Source organism: Paenochrobactrum sp. BZR 201-1, assembly GCF_044987585.2.
Lineage (GTDB): Bacteria > Pseudomonadota > Alphaproteobacteria > Rhizobiales > Rhizobiaceae > Paenochrobactrum > Paenochrobactrum pullorum.
This window is the reverse complement of record NZ_JBJDRZ020000001.1, coordinates 182,149-199,619: the sequence shown is the minus strand read 5'-3', so window position 1 is coordinate 199,619 and position 17,471 is coordinate 182,149. Positions and strand designations below refer to the sequence as shown.

Sequence of the window (17,471 nt, the reverse complement as noted above, 5' to 3'; positions counted from 1 at the left end):
TCATGCCTTGCAGGGATAAACGGTTAAAATCTCATTAGCCGATCGCCATTAAGCTCGCATTCCCGCCTGCCGCAGTGGTGTTGATGGATGTGGATACTTCCTCCATCAGCCAATTGAGGCAATAGCTATCGGCATGCACGGCCAGTTCTTCACTGCTTGCAGCTTGTGTCAACACCAGCGGGCCGCAGAGGGTGGCAATAGCCTGATTGGCGGCTCTTACTTGTTCAGCATCACCTTCCACCAGCGCACCTGCATAAGACCCGCTTTGTTTCCAGTCGGACACCCAGCGAATGCGTGCATTCAATGAGGCTGGCAGATCTTTTAAAGTGCCACGCAATGGTGAAGCACCATCAAACACCGCATCATTGCCTGTTGCAAGCACTGCCGTCAGCTGACGATAAAGACCAGTTTCTGTTTGCGGCAACAATAAAATAGTGCCACGCGGATGAAGTGCATAAAGATTGCGCTCACCCACGGGGCCCGGCAGTTCAATTTGAAGCCCCAATGCTGCGGCACCTACGGTTTCGCGGGCAGCAACCGCAAGGCTGTTCATACCCTTGGAGCCAAGCCAACGCGCGAACTCGGTTGCACCTGCATCACGATAAACTGACGCATATTGCGGCGGAACCGGTGCTTTTTGCAGCAAACGACCGAGATAAAGTGGCCCGCCTGCTTTTGGCCCTGTGCCGGACAATCCGCGCCCGCCAAAAGGCTGCACGCCCACAACCGCACCAATCACGTTGCGGTTGATATAGATATTGCCGACCCGAATACGCCCAGTCACATGTGCGATGGTTTCATCCAGACGCGTATGCAAACCAAATGTCAGGCCATAACCGGTGGCATTTATATCATCGATCAACCGGTCGAGATCATCGCGCTTATAGCGGATGACATGCAGCACAGGCCCGAAGACTTCGCGCTTCAGCTCACTCAACTCACGCAATTCAATTATGGTTGGTGCAACATATGTGCCTTTGGCAGTTTCTTCCGGCAGCGGCAGTTGTTCGACAAAACGACCTTGGCCGCGCATCGCTTCAATATGGGCGTTGATGATCGTCTTGGCCTCATCGGTAATAACGGGGCCGATGTCAGTTGCAAGACGATCTGTGCGACCGATCTGCAATTCCTGCAATGCGCCTTTCAGCATAATGAGGATGCGATCTGCCACATCTTCCTGCAAGCAAAGAACGCGCAGAGCCGAGCAACGCTGACCGGCGCTATCAAAAGCCGAAGCAATCACATCGGCCACCACCTGTTCAGCGAGTGCAGAAGAATCCACGATCATCGCGTTCTGGCCGCCGGTTTCTGCAATCAGCGGAATAGGGCGGCCGTTTGGCAGCAAGCGTGTTGCCAGTTGCGCCTGAATGAGGCGGGCAACTTCCGTTGAACCGGTAAACATCACGCCAGACACATCTTCAGCCCCCACAAGGCTTGCACCAATGCGGCCATCACCCGGCACAAAGTGCAAGACATCCGCCGGTACACCTGCCTCATGCAGCAGGCGAATAGCTTCGGCTGCGATCAGTGGCGTTTCTTCGGCAGGCTTTGCCAGTACGGCATTACCTGCAACAAGGGCTGCAACAACCTGTCCGGTGAAAATCGCCAGCGGGAAGTTCCACGGGCTGATGCAAACAACGGCACCCAAAGATTGATGCGCTGCACCAATGGTGCGGCGTGCCTGATCGGCATAGTAACGCAAGAAATCAATTGCTTCGCGCACTTCCGCAATCGCATTCGGCAATGATTTACCAGCTTCACGCACAATCAGTCCCAAAAGCACAGGCATTTCTTCCTGCATTTTATCGGCTGCACGCTCCAGACAAGCAGCACGTTCCGCGGCAGGTGTTGCAGACCAGTCTTTTACAGATTTTGCCGCCAGTTGCACAGCCTTGGCTGCGTCCTCTGCACTGACCTCAAAAACAGTACCGATTTTATCGCTGTGATCACCCGGATTAAGTACATCACGCGGTGTGCCCTGAACGCTCAATGAGCCTAAGACCGGCTTGGCCTGCCAATCTTTGGCTGCCGACTTCAACAGGTCTGCATGCAGTGCAACAAGTGTGTTCTCATTGGAAAGATCAAGACCGGCAGAGTTTTTACGTGGCGCCAAAATATCTTTCGGCAATGCAATCTGATCGTGCAGAGCACCAATTTCGCGCATCGAGCGCACAATCGTTGCCGGATCTTCGGTCAGTTCATCAATCGAAACAGCTTTATCGGCAATGCGGTTGACGAATGAGGAGTTGGCGCCATTTTCCAGCAAACGACGCACCAAGTAGGCAAGCAATGTTTCATGCGTACCGACAGGCGCATAAATGCGGGCAGGGCGGTTCAAATTCTGTGCGCCAACCACTTCATCATAAAGCGGCTCGCCCATGCCATGCAGGCATTGGAACTCATAATCGCCGATTTTAAAATCCTGCCCCGCTAAATGATAGATAGTGGCCAAAGTCTGCGCATTATGAGTGGCAAATTGCGGGAAGATCACATCGCGTGCATTGAGCAGTTTTTGTGCACAGGCAATATAAGAGACGTCGGTGTGGATTTTACGGGTGAAGACTGGAAAATCTTCCAAGCCGTCCACTTGTGCACGTTTGATTTCGGCATCCCAATAAGCGCCTTTCACCAGACGCACCATGATACGGTGATTGGAGCGGCGAGCCAGATCAATGATGAAATCCAACACATAAGGGCAGCGCTTGCCATAGGCCTGCACGACAAAGCCGATCCCTTCCCAGCCTTTCAGCTCTTCATCAAGGCAAAGGCTTTCGAGCAAATCAAGCGAGATTTCCAAACGATCTGCTTCTTCGGCATCAATATTGAGGCCGATATTGTAGGATTTTGCAATTGCCGCCAGCGCTTTCACCTTCGGCAGCAATTCGTCCATCACGCGTGTTGTTTGCGCGCGCGAATAGCGCGGATGCAAAGCCGACAGCTTGATGGAAATGCCGGGGCCTGCATAAATGCCGCGTCCGGCAGAGGCTTTACCAATCGCATGAATGGCATTTTCATAGTCTTTATAATAGCGCTCGGCATCTTGGGCGGTGGTCGCAGCCTCGCCCAGCATATCATAAGAATAGCCAAAGCCTTTTTGCTCCAGCACGCGGGCGCGTTTGACCGCTTCATCAATGGTTTGACCGGTGACGAATTGTTCGCCCATCATCCGCATGGCCATATCAACGCCGCGGCGCACGACAGGTTCGCCGCAACGCGCAATCACACGGGTGAGTGCGGCCGACAAACCACGGTCATTGACGGTGCCGGTGAGTTTACCGGTGACTACCAAACCCCAAGTCGCAGCATTCACAAACAAAGAGCGTCCGCCACCGATATGGGATTTCCAATCACCGGTGGCGATCTTGTCACGAATAAGCGCATCGCGCGTTGCCGTATCGGGAATACGTAGCAATGCTTCTGCCAGACACATCAGCGCCACACCTTCCTGACTGGAAAGCGAATATTCATGAACCAGACCTTCAACACCAGTGCCTTTATGCTTGGCACGCAAAGCGGTGATAAGCTTGGTGGCGGTCGCGCGAATGGCTGTGCGCTCAGCTTCCGGCAAAGTGGCTTTTTCAAGCAAAATGCTCACGCATTCAGCCTCAGGGCGTCGCGTTGCATCAGTAATAGCTTGGCGCAGCGGTGATTGCGTTTTCAGCGCCGGATCAAAGCGAGAGAAAATATCGTTAGACATAAGAGAAGAACCCTTGAGACTGTTATGATATCAGACGCTGTCCGTTTTTAAAACGTGAACCCGCTTGTCTGTTTGTCTTAAGAATATCATTCCCATAAGTTCCTTTCTCACCTATTATCAGCTATAATTAGGCAAATTGAACTTATTATCGAACGGAATCCGAGCCAGAATGACTGAAAAAATCACTAAAACAGGCAATTTGGATTTGTTCGATATGCGGATTTTGGAAATTTTAAGCCAAGATGGACGCATTGCCGTCACCGAACTTGCCAAACAAATCGGCCTTTCCAAAACACCGTGCCAGACACGACTGAAACGCTTGGTGGATGAGGGCTATATTCAAGGCTTCCGCGCCGCCATTGATCCGGAAAAGCTCGGCCTTGACCATATTGCCTTTACGACCGTGAAATTATCCGATACCCGCGAAAAAGCGTTGCAGGAATTTAACATAGCCGTGCGCAAAATCCGCGAAGTGGAAGAATGCCACATGATCGCCAGTTCATTTGATTATCTTTTGAAAATTCGAACACCGGATATCCGCCGTTATCGCATTGTGCTGGGTGAAAAAATCTCCAGCCTGCCCAATGTCGCCAGCACATCCACTTTTGTGGTGATGGAATCAGTCAAGGATAATCGTCCGGTCAGGGTTTATCCAGACAGCCTGTAATAACTGGACAAAAATCAGGCTATATATAATGGGCGTGAAATCAGGCGTCTTCGCCGAATTTATTACCTATTAGCGCAGTCAATGCATCCAGTACTTGTTGTGCTTCTTCGCCGCAAGCGCTGACCTGAATAGAACAACCTGGTGAGGCTGCCAACATCATCAAGCCCATGATTGATGTGCCGCCCACCGACATGCCGTCTTTTTCAACACGCACATGAGCATTGAAACTATCCACAGTCTGGACGAATTTGGCAGAGGCGCGCGCATGAAGCCCGCGCATATTGATAATCTCAAGAGAGCGCGTCAGAGCCTCATCGGGATTATAGTCGCCAGTTACCGGCACGCTCACATGCATAAAGTTATTTTCCTGTCAGAACCTGACTGGCTACATTGATATATTTACGTCCGGCATCCTGTGCCTCGTTCAATGCCAGTTTCATATCACCTGATATACGCATGCTGCTCAATTTGATCAACATAGGTAAATTCACACCGGCTATCACTTCCACCTTGCCAGCTTCCATCACAGAAATTGCCAGATTGGAAGGGGTACCGCCGAACATATCAGTCAAGATAATAACACCATGACCTGTATCAGCGCGTTTTACCGCATCAACAATATCCTGCCGACGCTGTTCCATATCATCATCAGGGCCGATGCAAACAGTTTCAAAATTATCCTGCTGGCCGACAACATGCACAACGGCATATAAAAACTCTTCGGCCAATCTGCCGTGCGTAACAAGCACGAGTCCGATCATTGTTTAACTGCTCCCGTTCTGGCCTGCCATTTACTGCCTAAACAGTAAAATTGCCCGCTAATAAGGCTTTAGCAATCCTGATGCACATCGTTTAGCAAATAGGACACATATCTTGGCAGGGCAATTATTGATATCAAGTGAAAATTATTCGCAAAAAGCCAATAAAAACAAAATGCCGCAGTCTTCAGCTTGAAAACCATTTATAAAAATAACGAAAATTACAAAATATCTTTTTAAACTGTTGTTTTTAAATAATTTTATAAACTATACTTTTATAGTCAATATTTTCCACATCACGCATATATAATATAGACTTATGCACGATATATTCAAGCCAAGCGTTTTACGGCCATGGCTCGTAAAACAAAGTTGCTTCAACTGCACGGGCAATCGTCAGCGAATCAGCGCCTGTACTCAGTGCACGCAAGTGCAAACAAGGAATGTCCACTCCTTCGAAATGCCATTGATGCCCTTCAGGAAAACGATCCGCCATTTCAGCTTGAACAAGTCTGACAACCAGTGCAAGTTTCGTATCATTTTTAAAGGGGTGCCTAAATAGACCCGCACCACGGATCTCAATGCCGCCGGCCAATTGCTCGGGAACACCAGCGATGATGGCGTCACCTTCACGTCTGATTAGCGTTCGGTCATCAGCCACCAGCAAGGCGTTCTCACCACGTGCAGCAGCACGCTCTATCAATGTCAGCACCAGCTCAGTTTTACCGGCACCCGAAGCGCCTAAAAACATGACGCCGCGGCCATTCACTTCAACTGTCGAGGCGTGGATACCACTTTTATCCATCAGCTTGCCAAGGGTAGATCAACGATAAAACGGGCACCAATGATTTCCGGCTCAGCCTGCATTGTCGCTTTGGCTGCTTTACCGCTTTTCTTCGGTTCTTTTTCATCGCTATAGATATTTTCAGCAATCAAAGTACCGCCATGCGCTTCAATGATCTGACGGCTGATCGAAAGACCCAAACCGGAATTTTGGCCAAAGGCTTCATTGGATGGGCGGTCCGTATAGAAACGCTCGAAAATACGTTCGATATTTTCAATCGGGATACCTGGCCCGTTATCCTCAACGATTATCTGTACTCGCTGACCAAGGCTTGTCAGATGCACGATGATTTTACCGGTCTCTTCCGGCACAAAAGAACGCGCATTTTCAATCAGGTTGGAAATCACCTGCCCAAGTCGCAGATCATGGCCGGCAACGCCAAAGCCTTTTTTACCGGCTGGTTTCTTGCCGACATGAAATTCAATTGCCGTGCCACGTTTATTACGGCGCACGCCTTGCGCAGCCTGCACAATATTCTCCAGCAGCACTTTCACATCGACAATATCGGTATGTTCACGCGCCAGTTCTGCATCCAGACGCGATGCATCGGAAATATCGGTAATCAGACGGTCAAGACGGCGCACATCATGCTCGATCACATCCAGCAGACGTTTGCGCGATTCATCTGTTTTGGCGAGCGGCAGTGTTTCCACAGCACTACGCAGAGAGGTCAGTGGGTTTTTCAACTCGTGACTGACATCAGCTGCAAAACTTTCGATCGCTTCAATACGGGTATAAAGCGCATCCATCATATCGCGGATGGATGTGGACAAGTGGCCGATCTCATCCTGACGTTCGGAATAATCGGGAATTTCCACACGGGTTTTCACCCCATGACGTACACGGTCGGCGGCCGCCGCAAGTTTACGCAAAGGATTGGCAATCGCATATGCCAGAAACAGCGACAAGATAACCATCACCGCAGAAACGACACCGAAAACGCGGAAAATCGCGTTACGCTCGCCTTGCACGATCTTGTCGATATCCCCACCCTCTGTGGATAATAACAAAACGCCCAACACCGCGCGGAAACGCTGGATCGGAATTGCTACCGACACCACCAGTTCACCTTTCTCATTACGGCGCTGTGCGGATTGCGGAACCCCTTCCATGGCGGCTTTAATTTCAGGATAGATCGAGCCATTACCACCGGGTTGCTCATGATCCAACGGTAAACCACCACCATAAAACAAACGCCAAATCCAGCCGCGTGCACGCTCAGTCCATGTTTTTTCTTCTTCATCAAGCGGGGGCAGATCATAACGGAAAACCTGACCACGGAAATAAAGATGGCGTGAATCAAGCAATAGGTTCGAACCGCGATCATAAATACGCGCACGCGTATTAACCGGTGAGATCAGACGGCGCAGCAAAGGTGCCACACGCTCCGGATTGATCGGAAATTCCCAGTTTTCAATGGAATCAGACGCCGGATTGGTACTTTGTCCGGCCTGCAATTCCAGCAGCACTTCCGGATCAATCATGATGGAATTGGTTTCAACCGTAGCGGAAGCTGCAATCGCACCGGCGATAATCTCGCCCTGCGTTTTCAAACTTTCCACTTTGGCATCAACCAAACCGTCACGAAACTGGTTCATATAAAGAATGCCTGAAACCAGTACGGCCAAGGCAGCCAGATTGAGGAACAGGATACGACGTGTCAAACTGGAAAAGAGATAATTGCCAAGCAATTTACGCACAGGCGCAAGCAGACGACGCAGAAACAACGAGCGTTGGCGCCGTGCCATACGCTCTCTGCGCGTGTCTGGTTTTTTGTCCACTTCATTAGACGCATCTGGGGACGCGTTTGGCGCCTGAACGACCATAAGCTGCTTTATCGCCTTTCGGATTTTGGCTCACAAATGAAAATTCTGCGATAATTTAAGCTTCGCGGAAGCGATAGCCAACCCCATAAAGCGTTTCAATCATCTCGAAACTGTCGTCAACCTGCTTAAATTTCTTACGCAGACGCTTGATATGGCTGTCGATGGTACGATCATCCACATAGACCTGTTCGTCATAAGCGGCATCCATCAAGGCATCACGGCTTTTAACCACGCCCGGACGCTGCGCCAAAGAATGCAGAATGAGGAATTCGGTCACAGTCAATATAACCGGTTCCCCTTTCCATGTGCATGTATGGCGCTCCTGATCCATCACCAACTGGCCGCGCTCAAGGGAACGAGCCTGCTGGCCGCTTGACTTGGCCGTACCGTCACGCGCTGCCACACGGCGCAGCACCGCTTTTACGCGTTCCACCAGCAAACGTTGCGAAAACGGCTTGGTAATAAAATCATCCGCACCCATTTTAAGGCCGAACAGCTCATCAATCTCATCATCTTTGGAAGTGAGAAAGATAACCGGCAGATCGGATTTCTGACGCAAACGGCGCAGTAATTCCATTCCATCCATACGCGGCATTTTAATATCGAAGATAGCAAGATTTGGCGGCCGCGCCGTCAGACCATCAAGTGCCGAGGCACCATCCGTATAAGTCTCAACACGATAGCCCTCTGACTCCAAAGCAATTGAAACGGAGGTCAGAATATTACGATCATCATCGACCAGAGCAATCGTTTGTGTTGCGGATACTTCCTTCATACGGTCGCCTTTCCTTGATTTAAGCAAATCAGCAGATGTCAAAACTACTATAATTCTTTGCGCTTGTGCAGTACAAATTAGGTACAAAATGTGGCAAAGGCATTTTCTGTCCGTAAATAAGTCTTCCACAGCTGAAAACAATCTTTGGTTGTGATTTTTTCCAAAAAACAACCCTGATAGTCCGTTCTAACCGATTTAAAAATTTTTAAATTTTTTTAAATCGATTAAACATTTGAATTATTTTATTTAAAATGTTTTGGACTCGCATCGCGCCGATGAAAGCAAGATGACAAACACCGGCAGTGTTCAATAATTTTTAAACAGATCGCGGAGATACTATGAGCGAGATCGGCATCCACAATACCGCCGCTTCCATTGCCACTTCAGGACTGAAGGAGCTCTCTGCAGTCTATTATAATTTTGGACCGGCGAAGCTTTATGAAGAATCAATCCGTCGTGGTGAAGCAGAATTGACTGCGCAGGGCGCAATCGTTGCCCGCACCGGCCAGCACACCGGCCGCTCACCTAAAGACAAATTTGTTGTCCGTGATGCCAATACCGAAGATCAGGTTTGGTGGGACAACAACAAGCCGATGACACCGGAAGCCTTTGACCTGCTTCATGCCGATTTCATCGAACACGCCAAAGGCAAAGAACTGTTTGTACAGGATCTGATCGGCGGCGCAGACAAAGACAATTCCATCAATGCACGTGTGATTACAGAATTTGCATGGCATTCTTTGTTCATCCGCAATCTGCTCATCCGTCCTGAGGAAAGTGATCTTAGCACTTACGTTCCGCAGATGACCATCATTGATCTGCCATCCTTCAAGGCTGACCCTGCGCGCTATGGCTGCCGCACGGAAACCGTGATTGCAGTGGATCTGACCCGCAAAATCGTTCTCATCGGCGGCACATCTTATGCCGGCGAAATGAAGAAATCTGTTTTCACCGCTCTTAACTATCTTTTGCCTGCCAAGGGCGTTATGCCAATGCATTGCTCGGCCAATGAAGGCAAAGACGGCGACACTGCCATTTTCTTTGGTCTTTCCGGCACCGGTAAAACGACTTTGTCGGCTGATCCTAGCCGCACATTGATTGGTGATGACGAACATGGCTGGGGCAAAGACGGCATCTTCAACTTTGAAGGCGGCTGCTATGCCAAAACCATCCGTCTGTCGGCAGAAGCAGAACCGGAAATTTACGCGACCACCCAGCGTTTCGGCACAGTGCTTGAAAATGTTGTGCTGGATGATAACCGTCAGCCTGATTTCGACGATGGAACACTGACCGAAAACACCCGTTGCGCCTATCCGCTGAACTTCATCCCAAATGCAAGCAAGACAGGCAAGGGCGGTCAGCCTAAGAACATCATCATGCTTACTGCTGATGCTTTTGGTGTTATGCCTCCAATTGCCAAGCTGACACCGGCACAGGCGATGTATCACTTCCTGTCCGGCTACACCGCTAAAGTTGCAGGCACCGAAAAAGGCGTGACCGAACCGGAAGCAACGTTTTCAACCTGCTTTGGTGCGCCTTTCATGCCGCGCCATCCATCGGAATACGGCAATCTGCTGCGCGCATTGATTGCTGAACACAATGTGGATTGCTGGCTGGTTAATACCGGTTGGACAGGCGGTGCTTACGGCACCGGAAACCGTATGCCGATTAAAGCTACCCGTGCATTGCTGAGCTCGGCACTTGATGGTTCGCTAAACTCGGTTGAATTCCGCACCGACGAAAACTTCGGCTTTGAAGTTCCTGTTGCTGTGCCAGGTGTGGATAGTGCAATTCTCAACCCGCGTTCCACATGGGCAGATAAAGCCTCCTATGACAAACAGGCAGCCAAACTCGTTGATATGTTCATCAAGGCTTTTGAAAAGTTTGAAGCCCATGTGGACAGCGATGTGCGCTCTGCTGCACCTGCAACCCGGACGGCCGCTGAATAAGCGCTTTAAATATCTGAATTTGAAAAACCCGGCTTGAAAAAGTCGGGTTTTTTCATGCTGATTTTAACCTGTTTTTCGTGTAATATCGTGCCCATGGAAGAGAATAAAAACCGCATCCGCATCAATCACCGCATCCATATTCATGAAAATGATCTGGAAGAAAGCTTTATCCGGTCGTCAGGACCGGGCGGACAGAACGTCAATAAAGTTTCCACCGCTGTGCAGTTGCGGTTTTTGGCCGCACAAGCGGGACTGGAGCAAGATGTGCTGGAGCGCCTCATCAAGCTTGCCGGACAGCGCGCCACCAAAGACGGGGATATTCTGATTGAAGCAAGCCGCTTTCGTTTACAGGAACGCAACCGTCTTGATGCGCGTGAAAAAATGATCGCGCTGATTGCCGAGGCCGCCGTACCACCGCCACCGCCAAGGCGAAAAACCAAGCCCACCAAAGGCTCGGTTGAGCGCCGCCTGAAACAAAAAGCGGGGCGTTCTGATGTCAAGAAAAAGCGCGGCAAAGTTAATTTTGACTAATCGAATATTTCTGACAAAAACCTGTGTCACAATTCGCCATCATCGTCTTTTAGAATAAGTTTCCTGCCAATTTGACTTATTTTCTTGGACAGCTGCAATTTCCGCACTACACTTCCGGCACAACTGTAACGAGGAGCTACTTTGATGGGTATTTTCGATTTTGTTAAGTCTGTAGGCACCAAGCTTGGCTTTGGCGAAGATGAGCCAAAAGCAGATGATCTGAAAAAGGAATTGGACTCTCACAAGCTCGGCACCGAAGATGTGCAGGTTGTGGTTGATGGTGATAAAGCCGTGCTGAAGGGTACTGTCAAAGACCAATCCGCTTTTGAAAAAGCTATTATCGCTGTGGGTAACTCGCTCGGTGTTTCGAAAGTGGAAGCCTCGGAGCTCACCGTCGATGGTGCAGCCGGCGATAAAGAGCCTGTTTTCTATACCGTGAAAAAAGGAGACAATCTTTGGAAAATCGCCGAAGCACAATATGGTAAAGGCAAAGGCGCTAAAAACAATATTATCTTTGAAGCTAACAAACCGATGCTGACCTCGCCCGACAAAATCTATCCGGGTCAGGTGCTTCGTATTCCTGAGCTCGACTAGAATTTATTATATATTTTAAATGAAAGGCTCCACCGAAAGACTTATAGTCTGAAATTTCGGTGGGGCTTTTTTTATGCCACCTTAGGTTAAGAATATAAAACCGGAGACATATTATGATCATTACCTTTGGTTCGATCAATGTGGACTTCATGTTTCAGCTAACCGAAATGCCGCGTGCGGGCCAAACATTACTGGCCAATGATTTCCACACAGAGGCAGGTGGCAAGGGCGGCAACCAAGCTTTGGCTGCGGCGCGTGATGGCGCTGAGGTTTTAATGTATGGGGCAGTGGGCACAGATGCGCTCGCGCAGATAGGCCTCAGTAATCTGGAAAAATTCGCCAATATCAGCCGTGTTGAGCGTCTTGCAGCGCCAACCGGTTGTGCTTCCGTTTATACCGACAGCCACGGCAATAATATGATTGCGGTGGCATCAGGTGCAAATTTACACGCTTCCTCGGCTGTGATTGAAGACGCATATCTGAAAAACGCCAATATCGTTTTGATGCAGATGGAAAACAAACTGGAAGAGGTCGAGAAGCTCATCCGTCGCACCAATGCAACTAAAGCGCTGGCGATACTCAATCTGGCACCAGCCTATCGCTTGCCAGATGATGTGTTGTCGCTATGCGGTCTAATTGTCGTCAATGAAGATGAAGCGGAAGCACTTGGCCAATGGCTTGATTGTCCGCCTGACGCTAAAAGCCTTTCAACCCATCTCAACACCGGCATTTTACGCACACTGGGCGGCGAGGGAGCCGAAGCGTTTATGGACGGTCAACTCATTCAAATGAAAACCGTGGCCGTGGATGTCAAAGACACCACCGGAGCTGGTGATTGTTTTGTTGGTGTGCTGGCCTCAGCCCTCGACAAAGGTTTGAAACTTGGCGCAGCCATGGAACGTGCATCTGTTGCTGCGGCCATTGCCTGTACGCGCAGAGGCAGCCAGCAAACGATCCCGCGCGCCCAAGAGACAGACCAGTTTATCGCCAATCACATGGCTTAAAACTAAAAAATCCGGCTCAACAGGTCGGACTTTTTTATTTTCAAATCTTTCTTAAAGCGACTTCTTCAATCAGGTGATCATTGCCTTTACGCAAGATCAGATCTGCACGAGGCCGTGTCGGCAGAATATTTTCCCGCAAATTGATCAGGTTGATATTTTCCCACAGCCCTTCACCGATAGAACGCGCTGTGGTTTCCGACAGCTGTGAATAACGGTGAAAGAAAGACTTCGGATTTTGGAAAGCTGTCTCACGCAAGCTCATAAACCGATCAATATACCACTTATGAATCTGGTCGGTTTCCGCATCAATATAAATGGAAAAATCAAAGAAGTCGGATACGAACGGCACCATCTTGCCGTCTTCCGGCAGGTCACGAACCTGCAACACATTGATGCCTTCGAAAATCAGAATATCCGGTTTATCAATGGTGATATATTCATCCGCCAATACATCATAAGTCAGGTGCGAATAAAGTGGTGCGCGTACCTGCCCGATGCCTGCTTTGATAGCCGACAAAAAGCGTAAAACTGCGCCCACATCATAACTTTCCGGAAAGCCTTTGCGATCCATCATATTATGCTCACGCAGCACTTCATTGGGATATAGAAAGCCGTCAGTGGTGACGAGATCAACTTTCGGGCTCGAAGGCCAGCGTGCCAACAATTCCTTCAGGATACGCGCTGTGGTAGATTTACCCACCGCCACCGAACCGGCAATACCGATGATGAACGGTGTTTTAAACGTATCATCCATATTGAGGAATTGCTTGCGCTGTTGAAACAGCAGCTGGCTTGCTTCCACATGCGCCGACAACAAACGCGACAGCGACAGATAAATATGGCGCACTTCATCCAGATCAATCGGATCGCCTAAAGAGCGCAGCCGTTTAACCTCATCAGCCGTCAGGGTGAGGGGCGTATCCGCACGAAATTCCGACCACTCATTGGCGGAAAACAGGCGATAAGGCGAATATTGTCCGGGTGCAAGCTGATCCACTTTTTCCCACATGAGAGCGCGTCCTTATGCGTTGCCGCGTGCAGCTTTTTCCTCAAGACCCGTTTGCGATGTGCGGCGCTGAAGCTCGGCCAAAACATCATCCAAAGAAACACCGGCAATTTTCCACACCACCAAAAGGTGATAGAGAAGATCCGCACTTTCAGACACGACTTCCGACTTATCACCAGCAAGCGCTGCAATGATCGTTTCCACCGCTTCTTCGCCAAGCTTTTGGGCAGCTTTCGGTTGGCCTTTACGCATTAAAGAAGCTGTATAGGACGAACCATCCGTGCTGGCGGCGCGCTCGGCAATAATGGTTTCCAGCGCTTCAAGGGTAAATCTGCTCATCGTTTTCTCCGGAGCTGTTCCCGCTCATCAGTTTTTTATTATGGCAAAGGATCAAGGCGCACAGGAATTCCGGCATCTGCCAGGGTGCGTTTTGCTTCTTCAATCGTATAAGTGCCAAAATGGAAAATGGAGGCCGCCAGCACCGCCGCAGCATGACCGTCACGAATACCTTCCACCATATGATCAAGCGTACCAACGCCACCCGATGCAATCACCGGCACCCTTACGCTGTCAGCCACCGCACGGGTCAGCGCAATGTCATAACCAGCTTTGGTACCGTCACGATCCATCGAGGTGAGAAGAATTTCACCTGCACCCAAATCAGCCATTTTCTGCGCAAATTCGATCGCATCAATGCCGGTACGTTCACGCCCGCCATGCGTGAAAATTTCCCATCGATCTGTTTCATTGGCGCTCGACACTTTTTTCGCATCAATCGCCACGACAATACATTGGTTGCCGAATTTGTCGGCAGCTTCTGCGACAAAGTCCGGATTTTTTACCGCCGCTGTATTGATGGAAACTTTGTCGGCACCCGCCAGCAATAATTTGCGAATATCGCCAACAGCCCGCACGCCACCACCAACAGTGAGCGGCATGAAGCATTGTTCAGCGGTGCGCGAAACCACATCAAAAATCGTATCACGATTGTCGGAGGTTGCCGTAATATCGAGAAAGCACAATTCGTCGGCTCCGGCCGCATCATAAGCTTTAGCCGCTTCCACCGGATCACCGGCATCAATCAGATCAACAAAATTGACGCCTTTGACAACGCGTCCGTCTTTCACGTCCAGACAAGGAATAACACGTGCTTTCAGCATTCTAAGCCCCCATTCGGCGAGATTATTTTATTTTTAGCCACGACTTGCCACTTCAAGGCGGGCTGCTTTCAACAAAGCAAGTGCCTGTGCCGGATCAATGCGGCCATCATAAAGCGCACGTCCTGAAATAGCACCTTCAAGCTTGCGCGCATCGGGCATAGTCATGCGTTCAATATCCTGCATCGAAGCCAAGCCTCCGGATGCAATTACCGGAATGGAAACCTCATCTGCAAGGCTGAGAGTTGACTCCCAATTAATACCAGCCAGAATACCGTCACGGTCAATATCAGTGTAAATGATTGCCGCCACACCGGCGCCTTCAAACTTCTGCGCCAGTTCAATCACGCCAAGTTCGGAGGCTTCCGCCCAACCTTCAACCGCGACTTTGCCGCCTTTGGCGTCAATGCCGACAGCCACTTTGCCCGGAAACTCTTTACAGGCTTCGATGACAAGAGCCGGATCACGCACCGCAACCGTGCCTAAAATGACGCGTGATAGCCCGCGCGAAAGCCAATTTTCGATATGCTGCAATGAGCGGATACCACCACCCAGCTGCACCGGATTTTTGGTGGCTTTCAAAATCGCATCAACCGCCGCACCATTAACACTTTCACCGGCGAAGGCACCGTTGAGATCAACCACATGCAGCCATTCAAAACCCTGATCTTCAAATGCTTTGGCCTGTGCGGCAGGGTCCTGATTATAGACCGTCGCCTGATCCATATCGCCCAGTTTCAAACGGACGCATTCGCCTTCTTTAAGATCAATCGCAGGAAATAAAATCATGGCTTCCACTTCAAGAAATTAGCAATCAAAGCCAGCCCGAGAGCCTGACTTTTTTCCGGATGGAACTGCGTTCCAGCCATATTATCGCGCGCAACAGCCGCAGTGATTGTTTCGCCATACTCACTTGTGGCCAAAACATCCTCAGGATTTTTAGCATCCAGCATGTAAGAATGGACGTAATAGGCGTGCAATCCATCATCGCCGGTTGCGATATTCGCAAAGAGGGGATGGGAATGTTTCACGTGAATCTTATTCCAGCCGATCTGGGGAATTTTTAAACTCGGGTCTGAAACTTTGATTTCACGCACATCACCGGCAATCCAGCCAAGGCCTTCAGTCACTTGCTTTTCAAGGCCACGCTCTGCCATCAATTGCATGCCGACACAAATGCCGAGGAAGGGGCGTGCCTGCTCAACTACCGTTTTCTGCAATGTTTCGATCATATCCGGCACGAGTGAAAGCCCATGTTTACAATCGGCATAAGCGCCAACACCCGGCAACACAATATAATCGGCATGCGCCACACGATGCGCGTCTGATGTCACGTCAATTTCAATAGAAGGATGCACATCATTGCCGGCACGTTCAAATGCTTTGGCAACGGAGCGCAGATTGCCTGATCCGTAATCAATAATGGCAACACGCATTAAGAATTATCTCCGCGGTGACTCACAAGACCAATCTGTGAACCGATATGTGGGAATTGGGGAGGGGACTTCAACTGTCTTTGCTGATTGGTTGTTTCTGTCACTGAACCGCCACTCTGCGGCTGTTGACACAAATTTGCATGATCGACGAAATAGCGGATTTCCGCCTCGCCTAAATCATTGGCATCAATCACAGCCTTTTCAACAAAGCCGCGACGGCGCAATTTGGCGATCCGCCAATTATTGCCTTCGAGTGCCACCAGCACAGAAACAAGAAAAATCAGAAATGGAACAGCGGGCGCAAATTGTGTTGTCGCCGCACTGCCAATGGCAAGTGTTGCCGCCAACACGACAAATGCTTCCAGCCAAAGCCGTTTGGACAAGAGCCAGAAAAAAGGCACAATCAGCGCGAAGAGCGCAATGCCGTCACGTACTATGACAGTAGCGTCCACCTGTACCTTTTCGTTTAAGCCTTCTGGTTCCAGAACGACAAAGCTTGCCATGACTAACCTTTTAAAGTGCCCTTGGTTGAAGGTATCGCATTTTTTTGGCGCGGATCAGTTTCAATAGCAACCCGTAAAGCGCGCGCCACTGCTTTAAAAACAGTTTCGGCAATATGATGGTTATTGCTGCCGTAATGGTTTTTAACATGCAGCGTGATGCCTGCATTCATAGCGAAAGCCTGAAAAAACTCCTGCACCAGCTCGGTGTCGAAAGTGCCGATCTTCGGCGCATTGAACGGCACATCCCAAACGAGGAAAGGGCGTCCCGACACATCCAAAGCGGCGCGGGTCAAAGTTTCATCCATTGCCAGATCAAGCGAGGCATATCGCACAATACCGCGGCGCTCGCCCAAAGCTTCAGCCACGGCTTTGCCCAATGCAATGCCGGTATCTTCAACTGTATGGTGGTCATCAATATGCGTATCGCCTTTGGTGCGGATATGCATATCAATCAGAGAATGTCGTGACAGCTGATCAAGCATGTGGTCGAAGAAACCAACGCCGGTTTGAATATCAAATTGGCCGGTTCCGTCCAAATTCACCGAAACAGCAATTCCGGTTTCGTTGGTGGAACGTTCAATACTTGCTTTGCGTGCGCTGTCAGAAACCATATCTTTTCCCATATGTATATATTGGCCCCATAGGCATTTATTGCCAGCGTTCTAGAACAGGTTGCGCCTTTTTCCAAATGCTTTGATGGGGTGCGGCCATCAATTGGCTTAAT

Annotated in this window: 18 protein-coding genes; 5 read left to right on the top strand and 13 right to left on the bottom strand. The window is 49.8% G+C overall.

Going from position 1 to position 17,471, the window contains the following annotated elements; genetic code table 11:
• Positions 1–34: 34 nt before the first annotated feature.
• Positions 35–3,697 carry a trifunctional transcriptional regulator/proline dehydrogenase/L-glutamate gamma-semialdehyde dehydrogenase gene (gene putA / locus ACI0FR_RS01135; protein WP_404906762.1) on the bottom strand — a complete coding sequence of 1,221 codons (3,663 nt, stop codon included), beginning with the start codon at positions 3,695–3,697 and terminating at the stop codon, positions 35–37.
• 169 nt (positions 3,698–3,866) lie between these two features.
• Here putA and ACI0FR_RS01130 point away from each other — a divergent pair, with 169 nt between their 5' ends.
• On the top strand, positions 3,867–4,364 hold the full coding sequence (locus tag ACI0FR_RS01130) for an Lrp/AsnC family transcriptional regulator (RefSeq protein WP_404906763.1): 498 nt from the start codon (positions 3,867–3,869) through the stop codon (positions 4,362–4,364).
• A 40-nt stretch (positions 4,365–4,404) separates the two neighbouring features.
• Here the strand turns inward: ACI0FR_RS01130 and ACI0FR_RS01125 are convergent, their stop codons facing one another.
• The 5 genes from ACI0FR_RS01125 to ACI0FR_RS01105 form a co-directional block, all read right to left on the bottom strand.
• Complete coding sequence (locus ACI0FR_RS01125) at positions 4,405–4,719, bottom strand: HPr family phosphocarrier protein (RefSeq protein WP_374828869.1); 315 nt, start codon at positions 4,717–4,719, stop codon at positions 4,405–4,407.
• 4 nt (positions 4,720–4,723) lie between these two features.
• Positions 4,724–5,125, bottom strand: coding sequence for a PTS sugar transporter subunit IIA (locus ACI0FR_RS01120; RefSeq protein ID WP_374828868.1), 402 nt, complete (start codon positions 5,123–5,125; stop codon positions 4,724–4,726).
• A 343-nt stretch (positions 5,126–5,468) separates the two neighbouring features.
• Positions 5,469–5,927: an HPr kinase/phosphorylase gene (locus ACI0FR_RS01115; protein ID WP_374828867.1), complete on the bottom strand. Its 459-nt coding sequence runs from the start codon at positions 5,925–5,927 to the stop codon at positions 5,469–5,471.
• Positions 5,927–7,714 (bottom strand): stimulus-sensing domain-containing protein, encoded by a 1,788-nt coding sequence (locus tag ACI0FR_RS01110; protein ID WP_374828866.1) that lies wholly within the window; start codon positions 7,712–7,714, stop codon positions 5,927–5,929. The genes ACI0FR_RS01115 and ACI0FR_RS01110 overlap by 1 nt, the downstream gene beginning before the upstream one ends.
• A 133-nt stretch (positions 7,715–7,847) precedes the next feature.
• Positions 7,848–8,567, bottom strand: coding sequence for a response regulator transcription factor (locus tag ACI0FR_RS01105; RefSeq protein WP_374828865.1), 720 nt, complete (start codon positions 8,565–8,567; stop codon positions 7,848–7,850).
• Positions 8,568–8,905: 338 nt separating this feature from the next.
• Between ACI0FR_RS01105 and ACI0FR_RS01100 the strand changes: the two genes are divergently transcribed.
• From ACI0FR_RS01100 to ACI0FR_RS01085, 4 genes are all read left to right on the top strand, one after another.
• Positions 8,906–10,516, top strand: a complete 1,611-nt coding sequence (locus tag ACI0FR_RS01100; RefSeq protein WP_404906764.1) for a phosphoenolpyruvate carboxykinase — start codon at positions 8,906–8,908, stop codon at positions 10,514–10,516.
• A gap of 93 nt (positions 10,517–10,609) precedes the next feature.
• The gene (gene arfB / locus ACI0FR_RS01095; RefSeq protein ID WP_404906765.1) at positions 10,610–11,047 is read left to right on the top strand and encodes an alternative ribosome rescue aminoacyl-tRNA hydrolase ArfB; all 438 of its coding nucleotides are present in this window, start codon (positions 10,610–10,612) and stop codon (positions 11,045–11,047) included.
• A gap of 144 nt (positions 11,048–11,191) precedes the next feature.
• Positions 11,192–11,641 carry a peptidoglycan-binding protein LysM gene (gene lysM, locus ACI0FR_RS01090; RefSeq protein WP_374828863.1) on the top strand — a complete coding sequence of 150 codons (450 nt, stop codon included), beginning with the start codon at positions 11,192–11,194 and terminating at the stop codon, positions 11,639–11,641.
• A 113-nt stretch (positions 11,642–11,754) separates the two neighbouring features.
• On the top strand, positions 11,755–12,645 hold the full coding sequence (locus ACI0FR_RS01085; protein WP_404906766.1) for a ribokinase: 891 nt from the start codon (positions 11,755–11,757) through the stop codon (positions 12,643–12,645).
• A 40-nt stretch (positions 12,646–12,685) separates the two neighbouring features.
• On the opposite strand, the gene coaA is transcribed toward ACI0FR_RS01085, so the two are convergent.
• The 7 genes from coaA to hisB are packed head-to-tail and all read right to left on the bottom strand — an operon-like array spanning position 12,686 to position 17,358.
• Positions 12,686–13,654, bottom strand: a complete 969-nt coding sequence (gene coaA, locus ACI0FR_RS01080) for a type I pantothenate kinase (protein ID WP_374828861.1) — start codon at positions 13,652–13,654, stop codon at positions 12,686–12,688.
• 12 nt (positions 13,655–13,666) lie between these two features.
• Positions 13,667–13,990: a phosphoribosyl-ATP diphosphatase gene (locus ACI0FR_RS01075; protein ID WP_404906767.1), complete on the bottom strand. Its 324-nt coding sequence runs from the start codon at positions 13,988–13,990 to the stop codon at positions 13,667–13,669.
• Between the two features lie 38 nt (positions 13,991–14,028).
• Positions 14,029–14,811 carry an imidazole glycerol phosphate synthase subunit HisF gene (gene hisF / locus ACI0FR_RS01070; protein WP_404906768.1) on the bottom strand — a complete coding sequence of 261 codons (783 nt, stop codon included), beginning with the start codon at positions 14,809–14,811 and terminating at the stop codon, positions 14,029–14,031.
• Positions 14,812–14,844: 33 nt separating this feature from the next.
• Positions 14,845–15,597, bottom strand: coding sequence for a 1-(5-phosphoribosyl)-5-[(5-phosphoribosylamino)methylideneamino]imidazole-4-carboxamide isomerase (gene hisA / locus ACI0FR_RS01065; protein ID WP_404906769.1), 753 nt, complete (start codon positions 15,595–15,597; stop codon positions 14,845–14,847).
• Positions 15,594–16,244 (bottom strand): imidazole glycerol phosphate synthase subunit HisH, encoded by a 651-nt coding sequence (gene hisH / locus ACI0FR_RS01060; RefSeq protein ID WP_374828857.1) that lies wholly within the window; start codon positions 16,242–16,244, stop codon positions 15,594–15,596. The genes hisA and hisH overlap by 4 nt, the downstream gene beginning before the upstream one ends.
• Positions 16,244–16,747, bottom strand: a complete 504-nt coding sequence (locus ACI0FR_RS01055; RefSeq protein WP_404906770.1) for a DUF2628 domain-containing protein — start codon at positions 16,745–16,747, stop codon at positions 16,244–16,246. Before ACI0FR_RS01055 ends, hisH begins: the two co-directional genes overlap by 1 nt.
• A gap of 2 nt (positions 16,748–16,749) precedes the next feature.
• The gene (gene hisB / locus ACI0FR_RS01050) at positions 16,750–17,358 is read right to left on the bottom strand and encodes an imidazoleglycerol-phosphate dehydratase HisB (RefSeq protein WP_404906771.1); all 609 of its coding nucleotides are present in this window, start codon (positions 17,356–17,358) and stop codon (positions 16,750–16,752) included.
• Positions 17,359–17,471: the final 113 nt, after the last annotated feature.